Below are 15,132 nucleotides of genomic sequence, written 5' to 3' on the forward strand. Positions count from 1 at the left end.
GTTCACAACATCATCGGCTGATGTCGTTAAGAAGGTCGCTATTTTAACAGCTTATTTTGTGTTGTCAATAACTTTTTTCTTTAATTTTTTATGACCGCTCAACTTCTATCTATATTAATTTAAGTCGTTGTTTTTACTACAGTTTGTGGCTGTAGTCGCTGCCAGTGAGTGCGTATTATACGCTTTTCTTTCCCCCTGTCAATACCACTGCGAAAAGTTTTTTCATTTATTTTGCAGTTGTTGATAACTCCCTTTATTTTGTGGGTATTTAGTGCCATTTGATATATAATTGAATATATTGTTTAAGCAATTTTTCGTTAGGCGATGTTCGGTGGTTTTGCGGTTGTCGTCTTTCATTTTTTTTATATTCATGTCAGAAAATATGTGAGGGCAAACAATGTCTGTACAACCTCCTTCCCCTGCTGGTAATGATTTTAGACTCCCTGTCCACCAAGTAGATGCCACTAAAAAACGCGTACACCCCCGTTTTGTGACGGGTTTTTATCAAAACATCCGCGTTGTAAGTATGTATTTTTTATTGTTGTTGTTTTTGGTGTTGCCATGGATTCGCTATGGCGGACACCAAGCAATATGGTTTGATTTCTCGGGTTCTAAGATTGTGCTATTTGGGCTAACTTTTTTACCCCAAGACGTTTTTATTTTTGCGTTTTTCTTTATGGTTGCTGCCTTTTTATTGTTTATGGTGACCGTTTATGCCGGTCGTGTGTGGTGTGGCTATGCCTGCCCACAGACGATTTGGACGCATATGTACCAATACACTGAGAAGCTTGTCATCGGCGATCGTAATAAACAGTTTAAATTAGATAAAGCGCCTTGGAATGGCGAAAAAATCATGAAACGCGGCTTGGTGTATCTGATTTGGTTTATCATGGCGTTGGTGACTGCATTGACGTTTAGTAGTTATGCCGTTGGGACTGATTATCTTTATCATAGTTGGCAATGGTTTGGCGGTATTCCTGTACCAGATTGGACGCCATTAACTTGGGTTTCGGTACTTATTTTTACCTTTGCGACATTTGCCAATGCAGGCTATATGCGTGAGCACTTTTGTACCCATATTTGTCCCTATGGCCGCTTCCAAAGTGTGATGTTCGATAAAGATACGTTAATTGTAACCTATGACTATAAACGTGGTGAGCCACGTGGCGCGCGTAAAAGAGGCGGTGAAGATGAGAATTTAGGTGACTGTATCAACTGTCTGATGTGTGTGCAAGTGTGTCCGACGGGTATCGATATTCGTGATGGTTTGCAAGTTGAATGTATTCAGTGCGCGGCCTGTGTCGATGCGTGTAATGACATCATGGATAAAGTCAATAAACCACGCGGTTTGATTCGGTATAGTACCGAACGCCAATTGGTAGAGAATGAGCCAAGTAAAATTTTGCGTCCACGGTTTTTTGCTTATTTGGCGGTGATTACGTTGTTGATTGGTACGGGGGTTTATTTTTTAACCAGCCGTGTACCACTGCAGATTGATATTCGCCGTGACCGTAATCAGTTGTCGTCAATCAATGCGCAAGGTTTGGTAGAAAATAACTACATTATCAAAATCACCAATAAAACTCAGCAAGACCATGATTATGCGGTGACATTGACACCACAACCTGGCTTAAAACTTGATAGCCGCTTTAAAACCATTCCATTAGAAGCAGGCGAAAGTTATGACTTCCCTGTCAGTGTACTGGGCGATCCAAAAGTGATTACCCAAAGCAATATCCCCATCCAAATGCAAGTGGTGAGCGTGGATGATGGCGGTAAATACAAAGCGGTAAAAGATAACGTGTTTACCACGGATAAATAAGTTTGATTACCTAAAAAAGCTGATTTTGATAATCGGCTTTTTTTGTGCCAAATTATTGGCGCACGTTATTGGGGCATGGGTTTTTCTGCTATACTAGCTTTTTGATTGTTATCTGCTGAGTGGTCTATGGCAACACCAACAAATTCTCCTGCTTCATCAACTTCTAATCAGTCGATATCCAAACTTTGGTATAAAAATTATATGGTTTGGATTTTTGTTATTGGTTTGCCGCTATTTGTGGTAGTCGCCTGTATCTGGTTCGTGTTTTACTCGGTGAGAATCCAAGACTCCACCGTGCGTGATGACTGGTACATGGATGGTAAGACCTTATATGCGGATGTGTCCAAAGACAAACTGGCGCATGATTTGGGGCTAACCGGTCAAATGCTGATTAGTCATCAGGCAGTCAATTTTAAACTTGAGGCGCCCGCTAGTGACAAGTTTAAAGCACCTGAGCAATTGGCAGTGGAGATTTCCCATGCCACCCAAAAGCAAAAAGACCGTGACATTATTGTCAAACGGTTAAGTGATGGCAGTTATGCGGGCAATGTGCAGCTAGATCCGTCTAAAGGCAAATACTATATTGTGGTGCATGACCCAGCCAATAGCTGGCGGCTGCGTGCGATTGAGGAATTGCCGATGGCGAAGTCGATTGCCTTTAAGCCACTAACTGCGTTTGATAAAAAATCTTAGTTTCAGTCAACTAATTAGAGGTACTGGGTTACAGGTACTAGGTTACAGCTACTTGGCTTCCTTGTACCTTTCATAAATATCCTCATCAGTAAAATGCTAAAAAATCTTGCTGGATATTTAGAAGCCCCTGCTTGTTAGTTAAAAAAATGGTAACTGAGGGTAAATTTTTAACAACTCTCCCAAATCCCCACTTGTCCTTCGTGCAATTTTGGCACACCGCCAAGCACGCGCCACGGCATGGTCGTGCCATGAAAATCACTACCGATAGACACCTTTAACTCATGCTCTTTAATCACTCTATCGACCATATGGCGGGTTGAAGTCGGCTCATTGCTGGCGGGCAATTCCACCGCATCGCCACCGCTACTGGCAAAATCTGCAATCAGTTTACGCACTTTGTTGGCGGTTAAATTATAACGGGTCGCATGAGCCAAAGAGGCTTTGCCACCACACTCATGAATCAAATTGATGCAATCTTTAAGCGATAAGCCATCGAGTGCCACATAGCAAGGTTTATGGTCAGCCAAATAGCCGGTAAAGGCTTTTTGCACATCACTCACCAAGCCTTGATCCGCCATCACTTTGGCGATGTGAGTACGACCGACCGCTTGCGGATTACCTTTGGCTTGCACTAACACCGCCTGCCAAATCTCATCCATCGGGCGTTTAAAGGTACTTGCCACACGCTCGCACATCGCATAGCCGCGCGTTTCTCGATTGGCTTGGATGGCAGCGAGTTTGTCATGCATTGTTTCGATATTACTAAAACCGTACCCCAGCACATGAATCACTTTTTCATTTTGGGCAGGTTTTTTGGAGTAGCCGCCCATGACACGATGACGACAGCTGATTTCAACACCGTGAATCAGCGTCATACCAAGACTTTCAGCGGTTTGGCGCGCCTCAAGAATACCAAGTACCGTATCATGGTCGCTTAAGGATAATACTTTCACCCCTTTTTCATGCGCTTTTTGCACCACTTCGCTTGGGCTAAAAGTGCCGTCTGAGCGGGTACTGTGGCAGTGCATATCAATCGGAAGTTGGGTATAAATAGGACTGCTAGACAAGATATCGAGGTTTAAAGAATTCACAAATACGCCTTAATTACAAAAGCTAGTTGCCAACAATAGGACAAAAAGGGGTTAAGACAAAGAGGGGTTAACTCTGCGCTAGCTCGCTCACAAGGGCACGTGATTAATGAAGCAAGGAAAATCGCAAAGTTACTTTTCGATTTTAGCATATCCGTGTAAACTAGCGGCTAAGATTTTTGTTAGAGATGACTATGAGCGGTTTATTGGATTTGCTACCTTTACTGGCATTTTTTTACTTTTCCAAACAGCAAGGGGTATTGGCAGGTGCGGCGGCGTTATTGATTACGACACTGGTGGTATATGTTGTGCATTTTGCCCGGCAAAAAGGCAAGCTCAATAAACAGCAGTGGGTGACGCTGATTTTAACCGTGGGATTTTGTGGGTTAAGCTTAATTTTCCATGACGAAGCGTTTTTAAAATGGAAATCAACCGTCATCAATAGCGTATTTGCAGTTGCCCTCATTATCAGTGTCGCGATAGGTAAACCGCTATTAGAACTGGCAATGAAAAATGTGTTTCGATTGACCCAATCGGGCTGGAATAAACTCACCCTCGCTTGGGCAGGGTATTTCTTACTGATGGCAGGTTTGCAATATTATTTTGCGTTTTTTACCAACAACGATACCTGGATTAATTTTAAAAGCTGGGGATGGATACCGGTGATGCTGGTATTTTTAATCGGGCAATTTGTGTTCTTAAAAAACCATCTAAACCCAGATATGCAGCAACAAACCAATGATAAAGGAAAAAACTAAAGGAGAATATGGATGGCACTTTATATTATTATCGGTCATGACGTCCCTGATAGCCTTGAGCTACGCAAACAGTTTCGCCCGGCTCATCTTGAGCGTCTTACGCGGTTAGATGAACAGCACCGTCTAATCATCGCAGGCCCTACGCCCATTGCGCATGGAGAGCCTGAAATGAGTGGCAGTGTATTGGTCGTGGATTTTGACAGCGATGAAGCCGTGCAAGCTTGGGCAAGTGAAGAGCCTTACTTATTAAATGGTGTGTATAGTCATGTGGATATCAAACCTTTTATCCAAGTTTTTCCTAAATCAGTGAGTTAATGTTGGGTTTAACAGTTGTTTGCAGTACATAATTGGCAAAGTCTGGGTGGTGATAGGTGGTAAGCATGAAAAAATTGGTGGGCAGGTTGGCAAACGGCGCAGTGTTATTGACGGTATTACAGGTAACGAGCCTGACCCATGCAGCACCGCAAGTTGTCGTCACTGACCCAAAAACAGGACAACCACTCGCCAAACAGCCAGAGATTGCCTCGAGCGTTGCCAGTAGCACCTCACCGATGCAAAACCCCAAACAACCTACCCTTGCCCAGCTCAACCAGCCCACTGACAGCCAGTTGTCCAACGCCAACCAACAACTCTTGGCAAAAAATGCTGAATTACAAAACCAAGTCGATAGTTTAAATACGCAGGTCAAAGTGCTTGTCAATGAGCGCAGTGGACAGATTTTTATCTACGGTGCGGTCACTGCATTACTCAGTGGGATACTTGGTATCGCACTGGGCTGGCTGGTCGCAGGGCGTAAAGGTCGTTGGTAGTCGACTTTACAAGCCTACTATTATAAGCCTAACATTGACTTGCCATGATGCCAAATAACCAAGCCGACCTCCCAAAAAAGCCCACCGTCGCCATCATTGGCGCGGGTCCTGCTGGCCTGATGGCGGCAGATTATCTGCGCCAGTTTGATGTTACAATCCACGTATTTGAACAAAAACCTTCCCCTGCCCGCAAACTGTTGATGGCCGGTAAATCTGGACTCAATATCTCGCACGCTGAGCCCGTTGATACCTTTGTCACACGCTATCAGCCCAACGACTGGCTAACGCCGCATATTGAAGATTTTAATGCGGCGCATATCCGTGATTTTATGACCCGCTTGGGGATTGAATCTTTTGTTGGCTCGACAGGTCGCATCTTTCCTACCATGATGAAAGCCTCGCCACTGCTGCGGGCGTGGTTGCAAGCGCTGCAGCAGGATGGTGTAACGTTTTTTTATCGGCATAGCTGTGACAACATTGAGGGCAAGCAAGCGACTTTTTCGGTAGTGCATGAAAGCGGTAACCTGACTGTTAGCCAAAGCTTTGATGCGATTGTGTTGGCAACGGGCGCGATGTCATGGTCGCGGCTCGGTAGTGATGGCAAATGGCAGGCATGGCTCAGCGATACAGAATTGACGCCGTTCTATGCCAGCAATGTCGGTATCTGTCGCCCACTGTCACAGCCTTGGTCAGCGCATTTGCACCGCGATTTTGGCAAAGCGTTAAAACGCGTGAAAGCTCAGGTGACGTTGCCCGATGGCAAAATTGAGCAGGGTTTTGGTGATATTATTCTCACCCATTATGGTATGGAAAGCGGGCTGATATATCGGCTCAATCGTGCCATGCGCGAGCAATTAAATCATACGGGCAAGGTATCACTACAACTTGATTTGCTGCCTGATGTGTCTGACGAAAAATTATTGAGTAGTTTAAAAAACCCCAAAAAACAATCGCTAGCTAACCTTTGGCGAAAGGCGGGACTTGATCCGGTCAAAATCGCCTTACTCAGAGAAATCGTCGCAAAAACGCACTGGCATGATGCCGATAAAATGACAAAGGCAATCAAGCAGTTAACGGTAGAATTCGATAGTTTTCGACCGATTGAAGAAGCAATTAGCTGTGGCGGCGGGGTAAAACGTACAGCATTAACCGAGGATTTTGCGCTAAAATCCAATCCTTATGTGTTTTGCTGTGGCGAAATGCTTGATTGGGATGCGCCAACGGGTGGCTATCTGCTGACGGCTTGTTTTGCCACAGGTCGAGCCGCCGGACAAGGCGTGGCGCAGTTTTTAGCGTTATCCAAAAAATTGACGCAATGCACTTGACGCAATGCATTGGACGCAATGCACTTGACATAAGGCACTTGACATAAGGCACTTATCGGCTGTGCAGATAGCGACTGTAAAAGTAGGCAAGCAGCAGCACGAGCGCACAAATCGGTAAGCAGACAGGCAAAAACAGCGGATTTTGCATACCGCCGAACACTACCATCAATGAGCCCAATGCCGCCAAAATTGGCGATATCACACCCAATAACATACTTTTGATATGACCTTGTTGCCATAATCGAAACACCGCAAAGTAAAATACCAAATACAGCAAGTAACTTACCACAATCGCGATTTCTGAGATATCCATATCGCCAAGCAGCTGACTTTTCATCACCACATAATGCACAGCCGCCCAAAACATAGATAAGGCAAAACCTAGCAGCGCTGAAGCAACCGATAGCTGATAGTTGGGCGAGACGTGACGCAATTGCGCGCTAAACGGAATCAATGATTTGAGCGCTAAAGAATGGGGCAGACGAATCAGCCCTAATACCAAGCCATTCACCGTACCCATCACCGAAATCACCACAAATACCAAAAAGGCCTTGGCAGCGGTTTCGCCAAATAATTGGGTTGCCACCACATACACGCTTTCATCACCCAATGCCATCACTTGCTCGGCGCCTAGATACGAGGTGAGTCCAACAAAGTACAGCAAATAGCCCAATAAAATCAACATAGGCGCGACGACTAAGGCAATGGGTAAATTACGTTTGGCATGTTTGATTTCCCCTGAAATACTGGTAGAGACCACCCAGCCATCAAACGAAAACGCAATCGGACCGATGGCGCCGAGCCATGCCAAAGACTGGGTCGCTTGACGCGCGGATTCACTTGGATGGGTTAAGGCGCTCACAGGGTCGCCATAGACAAACGCCATCACCCCTAGCACAAATAACGGAATTAATTTAACGATGGTAGCAAAGACTTGAAAACGCCCTGCAAACACCGCTGCCATCACATTAAACAGATAACAAATGACAAACCACGTAAGCCCAATGCCCATTTGTAATTCAAGCGATGCCTCTTTTACTCCAAATAACAGGGCGGTGTAAATACCCACTACCCACGTCACCACCACGCCAAGCGTCGGGTAATACAAAAATAATTGAAACCAGCCAATCATCGTAGAAAAATGTGGACTGACAAATTCATCGGCATAGCCAATCAAGCCGCCGTGCGCATCGGTACGTTTTGCCAGCTCAGCAATCGATAGCGAACCAAAAATAATCGCCACCGCCGCCAATACAAAAACCCCCACGCCCAATGCCACATTGCCATTGGTATATTTTAAAACATTGTCTGCCTTAAAAAATATCCCTGAGCCAATCACAATCCCCACAATCATTGCCAATGCGGTGATTAGGTTATAACGCCCGTTACTTGATTGATTCATGTTGTTACCACACCCAAAAAAAGCTGCATGCCATTTTGCAACGATAAAAAATCAGTTATGCTATACCCCCTAATCGCTGTTTTCAAGCCTTGTATTAGTAATATTTTACTTAGCACTAACTTTTAGTTATTTATTATGGGTCACTGATGTCACAATCTAGCCAACGTCCTGTCACAAACTCAAGCAAAAGCAGCACCCCAGCATCAACCATTCAAACCGCCAAACTGCACTGGCAGCTAGATGATAACGGCGTCACTGTCCCCCTCTCTAGCGACTTTGGCGATGTTTATTTTTCCAAAACGGACGGCTTGGCAGAATCTCGCCATGTTTTTATTGATGGCAACGACTTAGCCTCTCGCTTTGCTAATTTGGGGAAATTTGAACGATTTGTCATCGGTGAAATTGGTTTTGGCACAGGGCTTAATATCTTGGCTATTTGGCAACTGTGGCAACAAATCAGACCTGACAATCACAGCCATTTACATATCATTACCACCGAAAAATTTCCCCTACGCAAAACTGACCTTGCGCAAGCGTTGGGCGTGTGGACAGAGCTTGCTGGGTTATCACAACAGCTCATTGACAACTATCCGCCGCCACTGGCTGGCTGCCATCGTTTGAACTGGTTTGATGAACGATTGACGATTGATTTATGGCTTGGCGATGCGACGAGTAGTTTGTCGCAAGTGACTGGGCAAGGCAAAGTCGATGCGTGGCTACTTGATGGGTTTGCGCCGAGCTGTAACCAAGAACTTTGGTCAGCGGATTTATTGGCTCAAATTGCAAGGTTATCCAAAACTCACACGACTTTGGCAACATTTAGCGTGGCAAGCGCAGTCAAACAGGGGCTAAAACATCAGGGTTTTACCTTAGCCAAACGTAAAGGCTTTGGCAAAAAGCGAGAAATGCTCACCGCAAGCTTTCAACCTAAGTTAACATCCGCCAATTTTTGCGAAATTTATTTTCGCTATAACAAAAAAATTAAGCCATTCTTTGTCACCCTACCCTTTACTGACACGTTTGAATCCCGACGTCGTCAGCGTCGAAAAGCCAATAACGTTAAAGGCTTTGAACTACCCAATTTTTCAGCCATCACAAAACCGCTGTCTGTGGCGGTGATTGGGGCTGGGGTAGCGGGGTTAAGCAGTGCGTATGCCTTAGCCGCCCGTGGACACAAGGTCACCATTTTTGATAAAGCGCAACCATTGGCAGGCGCATCAGGCAACATCCGCGGTTTTCTTGCACCAAAACTTACCAGCCTAAAACGCCTTGAAACTAATCTGCATGCGATTGGTTATTTGGCAAGCTGTCGATTTTACCCTTATTTGACCGCACAAACCGGTATTAAAATCCTACAAACCACCGGCTGTTTGGATTTACTCTCACACAATCGCTTACAACTTGATGAAGTCAAAGATTTTCCCATTGAATTTGCCCGTTTATTGACTGCTGAACAAGCCAAAGCAAAAGTCGGTTATGAGGTTGGGCAAGCGATATTTTTGCCCAATGCCGGGTTAATCACTACCGCAAACTTTGCCAATGCTGTTTTAGGCCACCCCAATATCAGCTTTCAAACTGAGGAATTAACCTATTTTCAGCAAGCCTATTTTCAGCAAGATTGCGACCAGGTGCTATTAACATTCACTGAGCGTCAGCAGTTTTTTGACCATGTGATTTTGTGCATGGCTTTAGACACCTGCGATTTTCTACCCACCATCAAACGCTTTAATCACAGCCGTGGGCAAGTGACGTGGTTTGCTGTCGATGAGCATGATAAAGCACAGTTGCCAAAACTGCCGCTAAAGTATGGCAGTTATTACGCCAGTTTTAACCAAAACAGCCAATGCCATGTCATGCTTGGGGCAAGTTTTGTCAGGGATACCTTGGATACTGCACCAGCAGTTGCTGACCATAAGATGAATGTGGCAGATTTGGCGGATGCGGTGCCCGATTTGGTCAATAACACCGATATATTTACCGTCGAAAAAAACATACCCCATTGGCAGGGTCGCGCCACTATCCGTAGCCAAACCGTGGATTATCTACCCCTAGTTGGGCAGGTTTGGCAAGCGGGTTATGAAAGCAAAAGCCGAGTATGGAGCTTTTCGGCATTGGGGTCAAAGGGCTATGCTTATGCCCCGATTTGTAGTGAGCTGTTGGCGGGACTGATGTGTGGAGAAGTTTTGCCATTGTCTGAAAAGATGGTCAACAGTTTAAGTCCCAATCGCAAGGTCATTCGACGCTAAGTTATTTTCTCAGCAGTTTTTGATAAACCAAACTGCGTAAACTATTTGGCAATAATCGCACCGGTAAGCGAATGGCGAGGTTTTTAAGCAATTGCGCAATAGGCAAAAACCCTTGTTGATAAAAGCTTTGCTGAATAGCCCACTCGTAACGGGCATACGCCAAGCCCCCGCGCCGTTCATACATCGCATCCCCTGCCCGTGCATACACCAGCACCTCGGACAAATTGGCAAACTGATAGTCAGCGACCAACAACCGCACCCACAAATCATAGTCTTCAAACAGCGGCGCATGCCGATAGCTACCGACCGCTTGTACCGCTGATTTTTTGAAGGCAACCGTCATGTGGTTGATGGGATTGCGCGACTTGGCTGAGGCAAAAATTGCCTCGTGTGAGGTTGGCACCGTGCGAGATTTTTTCCCCTGTGATAGCTGCTTTTCAAATTCAATGATTTGCCCGCCCAACACGTCAATTTCGGGATGATTTTGGATAAAGTTGATTTGCTGCTCAAAGCGGTTAGCCACACAGATATCATCCGTATCCATACGCATGACCCAGTCATGTTGACAAGCGTTTAGACCTGCATTCAAAGCCTGTCCAAGCCCGACGTTTTTTATTAAAGCGATAATCGTTAACGGCAGTTGCGGCTTAAACTCTTGTACCACTTTTTGTAATGCCAAATTGATTGGACCATCAAAAACCAAAACAATCTCATCGGCTTGGCGTGTTTGATTGACCAGGCTGGCTAGACATTCGGCTAGAAATTCAGGGTTTTCTTTGTCATACAGCGACATCAGTACAGAAAATTTCATGTTAATTCACCCAGCCAAGTCAATGCCACATCCTTTTTTACTTTACGGGCAAACCAATAGCCATTAAATTTCGCCTGCTCAAGCTTTAATAAATCCAAATAAATCGGGCTATTACCATTATTTACATTTTTGTCAAAAATAATTTGTCGGCGGTTATCATTACTTAGGCGAATTTGATTGGTTAATTTTTCAGTAATTAGGGTTTGAAAAAAGTGTTCATCGGGCACCAGCTTGTGACGGAAAAAATCACTGTATTCATCCGTAAAAGGCATAATTTTTTCCCAGTCTGCACGCGTCACTGAAAACCATTGTGAGCCAAAATAAATGGGTGAGTGATAAGTTTTTATTTTTGCCACGCCTTGTTGCAGTTTGGTGATGATTTTACCCGTCAATTGCCGTTGCCAGTCGCTGTCGGCATGGGGACTGTCCATAATAAAGCGATAGGCATACTGTGGCGCCATCTCGCAGGTCATCATCGCCTGAAAATCAAACCGCTGTTGCCACTGTTTTTCTATCACTTCAAATGGTTGTAACACCACATCTTCACCGCTTACCAGATGAAAATAAGCATTGTCCTCATTGGCAAACGCCGTTTCAAACAATTTTAATGTTGCTTCAATTTGGCTAAACCCGCCCCAACGCACCGTTATTCTATCTTTGAGCAAAAATACATTGGCTAGCTGTGCAGTCTCAGCCTCAGGAAAATAATTAGATTTAGCATCCATATGCACATAAAAATTGACGTTGGGCTGAATTTTCGCCAGATTAATAAAATAACTGATATCTTGGTGGGCTTGTATAAGTAAGGCGTGTTTTTTCATGCAGTTACCCTTTGAACCCATTTAGATTATCTGCGTCATCTAAATTAATGAGGGTAAAACCACGACTGGCAAGAAACTGATACGCATCAGGGAATTTATCCCACAGCGCTTGGGTATACACCATAAATACTTGGGTACGGGGAAATTCTTTGATCGAAAACACAGCAGTGCTGATAAAGGTATAAATTTCAAAGCGTTGATGGGGGTTTTGTTGCAATGCCTCGCTTAGATAATCTTCAATGATTTTATCGCTATCAATCACTGGCAAAAGATGGCTAAAATCCAAATTTTCTCGCGGGTGGGGACAAAATGCGTCAAGGTGAAATGCCTTGACCATTGTTTCTACAATATCAGCATAAGCTTTGTCACCGATAAAATTGTCGAGGGCTTGCCCCAATAACAGCCGTTTTACCGGCAAATTTTTATCAGGCTGATTGTCTACTTTATCAAACAAATAAACAGACTCGGTAGCGTCTATGATATTTTTTTCCTGGGGGAAAATGGTGAAATGCTTTTTGGAGATAGCCAAAATACTAGGGATACTGGGATAAGTAATGCCCACGGCGTGTTTAAACAGTTGTAATGGCAAGGATTTTGGTAACGGTTGAAAATAGCTAGAATTGGGGAAAATATTAGCGGTGCCGTCATCAAAGGTATACAGCTGTTGGAATGTTACTTTAGAAATAACATATTGCAAAAACAACACGTCAATACTGGCAAGATAGACGTTTTCGATAGGTTTTTGCCAAATATCAAGCGTGTTAAGTGTGGTTTTGATGTGGTTTAGGGTGGCAAAACGTTCGCCCCAGGTTTTATTGTTTAGGTCGATAAAGGCGGATTTTTCGCAGACCCGCTCAAGTTGGTCAAAATAATAACGGTGTTTGGGCTCGCTTTTTGAATGGGCGCCATACGGCAAATAAAGCCCTATAAAGGGGGTACTGTGTTGCTTAATAATTTGCTTGGCAATCAACACTTGCAAGGGGGTGATACAAATAATGAGATTCATGGCGTTTTTTTGACCTTTTCCACCTGCAGCGTATAATAATATAACAGCGGCAAAATCACCACGCCACTAATAATAGTCGCATACGGCACCACCGCCAGTGATACGCCACTTAACACCCACAAGGCAACCAAATACACCACCGTTGAGATAAGCGAACACAGTGAGATTTGCGCGCTTTTGGCATGATAAAACAAAAAATTCACCAACAATAAATACGGAATTATCAGCGAAAACGCCAGTACAAACATCACCACATAATACTGGCTTTGGGCAAAATCTGCCCCCAATAACCACGCCATTAATGACGACGGCATCGCCCAAGCCATGGCAGTCAATATAACAGGCACCATCAAACTCAGCCAAAACAGTCGATGCAATTGCATCACTGTCATGCGCTGCGATTTTAGCCGTTCATATAAGTGAGGCACCAGCGCAGAATTGACCGCCATAATCACAATAGTCAAGCTACTGGCGACTTGCACGCCTGCCGAGTATACGCCTAGCTCATGACTGCTAAACCGCTCGTGAATCAACACTCGGTCAAGTTGCCCTTTGATGGTATAGCTTAACCCATGTAACAGCAGCGGCAAGCCTAGGGTTAAAATATAGCCGAGTCCCAGTTTGAGCCGTTTCGGGGTAAAGCGAAATTTGATAGCAAATTGGTATTTTGCCCACGCCAACGCTGCCACAAAAGTAACCCCATGCGCCAAGATAATCGCGATAAGACGTTGGGTAACTTTATCCGTGGTATCGCCAGCAAAAAACTGAAAAATCAGCACCGTCCATAGTAAATTTCCCAAGGCTAAGCCCAATTGGATGGTCAGATAGCTAAACGGGCGTTTTTGGCATTGCCGCAGTGCCAGTTGGTTTTGCACCAAGGTTTGCAAAAAGGCAGTAAAAAAGCAGTAAAATAACAATTCGCTATGTAACAGCCAGCTAATCGCTGTGCCAATCAGCAGCACGCCCACGCTATATAGCCCACCCGCCAGTAAAATATTGCCCAGCCCATGCCTGCCATACACATAAAAATAACGGGTCAAAGCGCCATTTTGCGACAGACTCATGGCGATTACAATAAATGCCGTGAGCGATAAATAATAAGACAAATCACCAAAGCCCGTCGTTCCCAATACCCGTGTCAAATAGGGCAATAGCAAAAACGGCACGGCTTTGGCGGTCATCTCGCCCACCACATAAATCAGGCTGTCTTTGAGCAAAGCAGAGTGTGTTAAACGTTTGATTTTATTTAACATTACCTTTCAAGAACATCCCATGAGGTAGCGGTATTAGCTTGGATATCCGTTAGCACTTTTTTGCCCATTAATTCATCATAAAACTTCGGGGCAAGCCCAAAACCAGGGCGAACGCTACGGATACAGCTTTCATCAATCACATCCCCTGCCGTCATGTCTTTGACAAAATACAGTGAACGGCGAAATTGCGCATTGCCGATTTCGCTTGATTTTCGCCCATAATCGACTTGTCCGAGCGACTGCCAAGCGGTTTTGCTATCACGGCAGAGCGCGGTGAGTTCGTCTTTTTCCAGTGAAAAGCTGTCATCCGCCCCGCCGCCATTGCGATCTAGGGTGACGTGTTTTTCAATGATACACGCCCCCAATGCCACGCTTGTCACGGCGGTGGTGTTGTCAAGCGTATGGTCGGATAAGCCAATCGGCACGCCAAAACGGCGCTGCATATCGGTGATGGTACGCAGGTTATAGTCCTGTGCGGGAGCTGGGTAGCCACTCACGCAGTGCAATAACGCAAGCTGCTTGCAGCCGCCATCACGAGCGGCGGCAATCGCCTCGGCAATTTCGGTTTGGTCCGCCATCCCTGTGGAGATAATCATTGGCTTGCCGGTACTTGCTACATATTTGATAAGCGGTAAATCAATGGCTTCAAACGAAGCGATTTTGTACGCTGGCGCGTTCAAATCCTCGAGCAAATCCACCGCAGTCAAGTCAAACGGTGAGCTAAACATGGTGATACCGACTTTGTGGGCGTGCTCAAACAATGGTTTATGCCAGTCCCACGGCGTGTAAGCTTCTTGGTACAAGTCATATAAGGTACGCCCGTCCCACAGTCCCCCATGAATTTGGAAGTCAGCGGCGCTGCTGTTGAGGGTGATGGTATCTGCGGTGTAAGTTTGCATTTTGACCGCATCAGCACCGCACGCCTTTGCCATGTCAATGATACGGTAAGCGTTATTGATGTCGCCGTTGTGGTTGGCGGACATTTCAGCAATGATATATGGCGCATGGTCAATGCCGATTGGGCGATTGTTAATGCTGAAATTTTGATTCATATTTTGATTCATAGACACCCCGTTTTTTTCATATATACCCCACTCA

At 45.0% G+C, this 15,132-nt stretch carries 14 protein-coding genes; 7 read left to right on the top strand and 7 right to left on the bottom strand.

Annotated elements, in window-relative coordinates; genetic code table 11:
* Positions 1 to 397: 397 nt before the first annotated feature.
* A complete protein-coding gene (gene ccoG, locus RTS10_RS10400; RefSeq protein WP_007115184.1) occupies positions 398 to 1,822 on the top strand; it encodes a cytochrome c oxidase accessory protein CcoG in 1,425 nt (474 codons plus the stop codon).
* 126 nt (positions 1,823 to 1,948) lie between these two features.
* On the top strand, positions 1,949 to 2,515 hold the full coding sequence (locus RTS10_RS10405) for a FixH family protein (protein WP_040403153.1): 567 nt from the start codon (positions 1,949 to 1,951) through the stop codon (positions 2,513 to 2,515).
* 167 nt (positions 2,516 to 2,682) lie between these two features.
* Here RTS10_RS10405 and RTS10_RS10410 read toward each other — a convergent pair whose 3' ends face one another.
* Positions 2,683 to 3,606, bottom strand: a complete 924-nt coding sequence (locus RTS10_RS10410) for a PHP domain-containing protein (protein WP_312540231.1) — start codon at positions 3,604 to 3,606, stop codon at positions 2,683 to 2,685.
* Between the two features lie 191 nt (positions 3,607 to 3,797).
* Between RTS10_RS10410 and RTS10_RS10415 the strand changes: the two genes are divergently transcribed.
* From RTS10_RS10415 to RTS10_RS10430, 4 genes are all read left to right on the top strand, one after another.
* The gene (locus RTS10_RS10415; protein WP_203172147.1) at positions 3,798 to 4,361 is read left to right on the top strand and encodes an inner membrane-spanning protein YciB; all 564 of its coding nucleotides are present in this window, start codon (positions 3,798 to 3,800) and stop codon (positions 4,359 to 4,361) included.
* 12 nt (positions 4,362 to 4,373) lie between these two features.
* On the top strand, positions 4,374 to 4,676 hold the full coding sequence (locus RTS10_RS10420) for a YciI family protein (RefSeq protein WP_160001377.1): 303 nt from the start codon (positions 4,374 to 4,376) through the stop codon (positions 4,674 to 4,676).
* A gap of 65 nt (positions 4,677 to 4,741) precedes the next feature.
* Positions 4,742 to 5,170, top strand: coding sequence for an SH3 domain-containing protein (locus RTS10_RS10425; RefSeq protein ID WP_312540232.1), 429 nt, complete (start codon positions 4,742 to 4,744; stop codon positions 5,168 to 5,170).
* A 44-nt stretch (positions 5,171 to 5,214) separates the two neighbouring features.
* Complete coding sequence (locus tag RTS10_RS10430; RefSeq protein WP_312540233.1) at positions 5,215 to 6,495, top strand: TIGR03862 family flavoprotein; 1,281 nt, start codon at positions 5,215 to 5,217, stop codon at positions 6,493 to 6,495.
* 52 nt (positions 6,496 to 6,547) lie between these two features.
* Here the strand turns inward: RTS10_RS10430 and RTS10_RS10435 are convergent, their stop codons facing one another.
* On the bottom strand, positions 6,548 to 7,897 hold the full coding sequence (locus RTS10_RS10435) for an APC family permease (RefSeq protein ID WP_312540234.1): 1,350 nt from the start codon (positions 7,895 to 7,897) through the stop codon (positions 6,548 to 6,550).
* A 146-nt stretch (positions 7,898 to 8,043) separates the two neighbouring features.
* Between RTS10_RS10435 and mnmC1 the strand changes: the two genes are divergently transcribed.
* Positions 8,044 to 10,143, top strand: a complete 2,100-nt coding sequence (gene mnmC1 / locus RTS10_RS10440) for an FAD-dependent 5-carboxymethylaminomethyl-2-thiouridine(34) oxidoreductase MnmC1 (RefSeq protein ID WP_312540235.1) — start codon at positions 8,044 to 8,046, stop codon at positions 10,141 to 10,143.
* 1 nt (position 10,144) lies between these two features.
* Here mnmC1 and RTS10_RS10445 read toward each other — a convergent pair whose 3' ends face one another.
* From RTS10_RS10445 to pseI, 5 genes are read right to left on the bottom strand one after another with little or no spacing between them, the layout of a single operon-like run.
* Complete coding sequence (locus tag RTS10_RS10445) at positions 10,145 to 10,954, bottom strand: glycosyltransferase (RefSeq protein WP_282841267.1); 810 nt, start codon at positions 10,952 to 10,954, stop codon at positions 10,145 to 10,147.
* Complete coding sequence (locus RTS10_RS10450) at positions 10,951 to 11,775, bottom strand: beta-1,6-N-acetylglucosaminyltransferase (RefSeq protein ID WP_312540238.1); 825 nt, start codon at positions 11,773 to 11,775, stop codon at positions 10,951 to 10,953. Before RTS10_RS10450 ends, RTS10_RS10445 begins: the two co-directional genes overlap by 4 nt.
* A gap of 4 nt (positions 11,776 to 11,779) precedes the next feature.
* The gene (locus RTS10_RS10455) at positions 11,780 to 12,781 is read right to left on the bottom strand and encodes a glycosyltransferase family 52 (protein ID WP_312540240.1); all 1,002 of its coding nucleotides are present in this window, start codon (positions 12,779 to 12,781) and stop codon (positions 11,780 to 11,782) included.
* Positions 12,778 to 14,034, bottom strand: a complete 1,257-nt coding sequence (locus tag RTS10_RS10460) for an oligosaccharide flippase family protein (protein WP_312540242.1) — start codon at positions 14,032 to 14,034, stop codon at positions 12,778 to 12,780. Before RTS10_RS10460 ends, RTS10_RS10455 begins: the two co-directional genes overlap by 4 nt.
* Entirely contained in the window at positions 14,034 to 15,086 is a 1,053-nt protein-coding gene (gene pseI / locus RTS10_RS10465) for a pseudaminic acid synthase (RefSeq protein ID WP_312540244.1), read from the bottom strand. Before pseI ends, RTS10_RS10460 begins: the two co-directional genes overlap by 1 nt.
* Positions 15,087 to 15,132 lie beyond the last annotated feature (46 nt).

This window comes from Moraxella sp. CTOTU47616 (assembly GCF_032017465.1).
Taxonomy (GTDB): Bacteria; Pseudomonadota; Gammaproteobacteria; order Pseudomonadales; family Moraxellaceae; genus Faucicola; species Faucicola tetraodonis.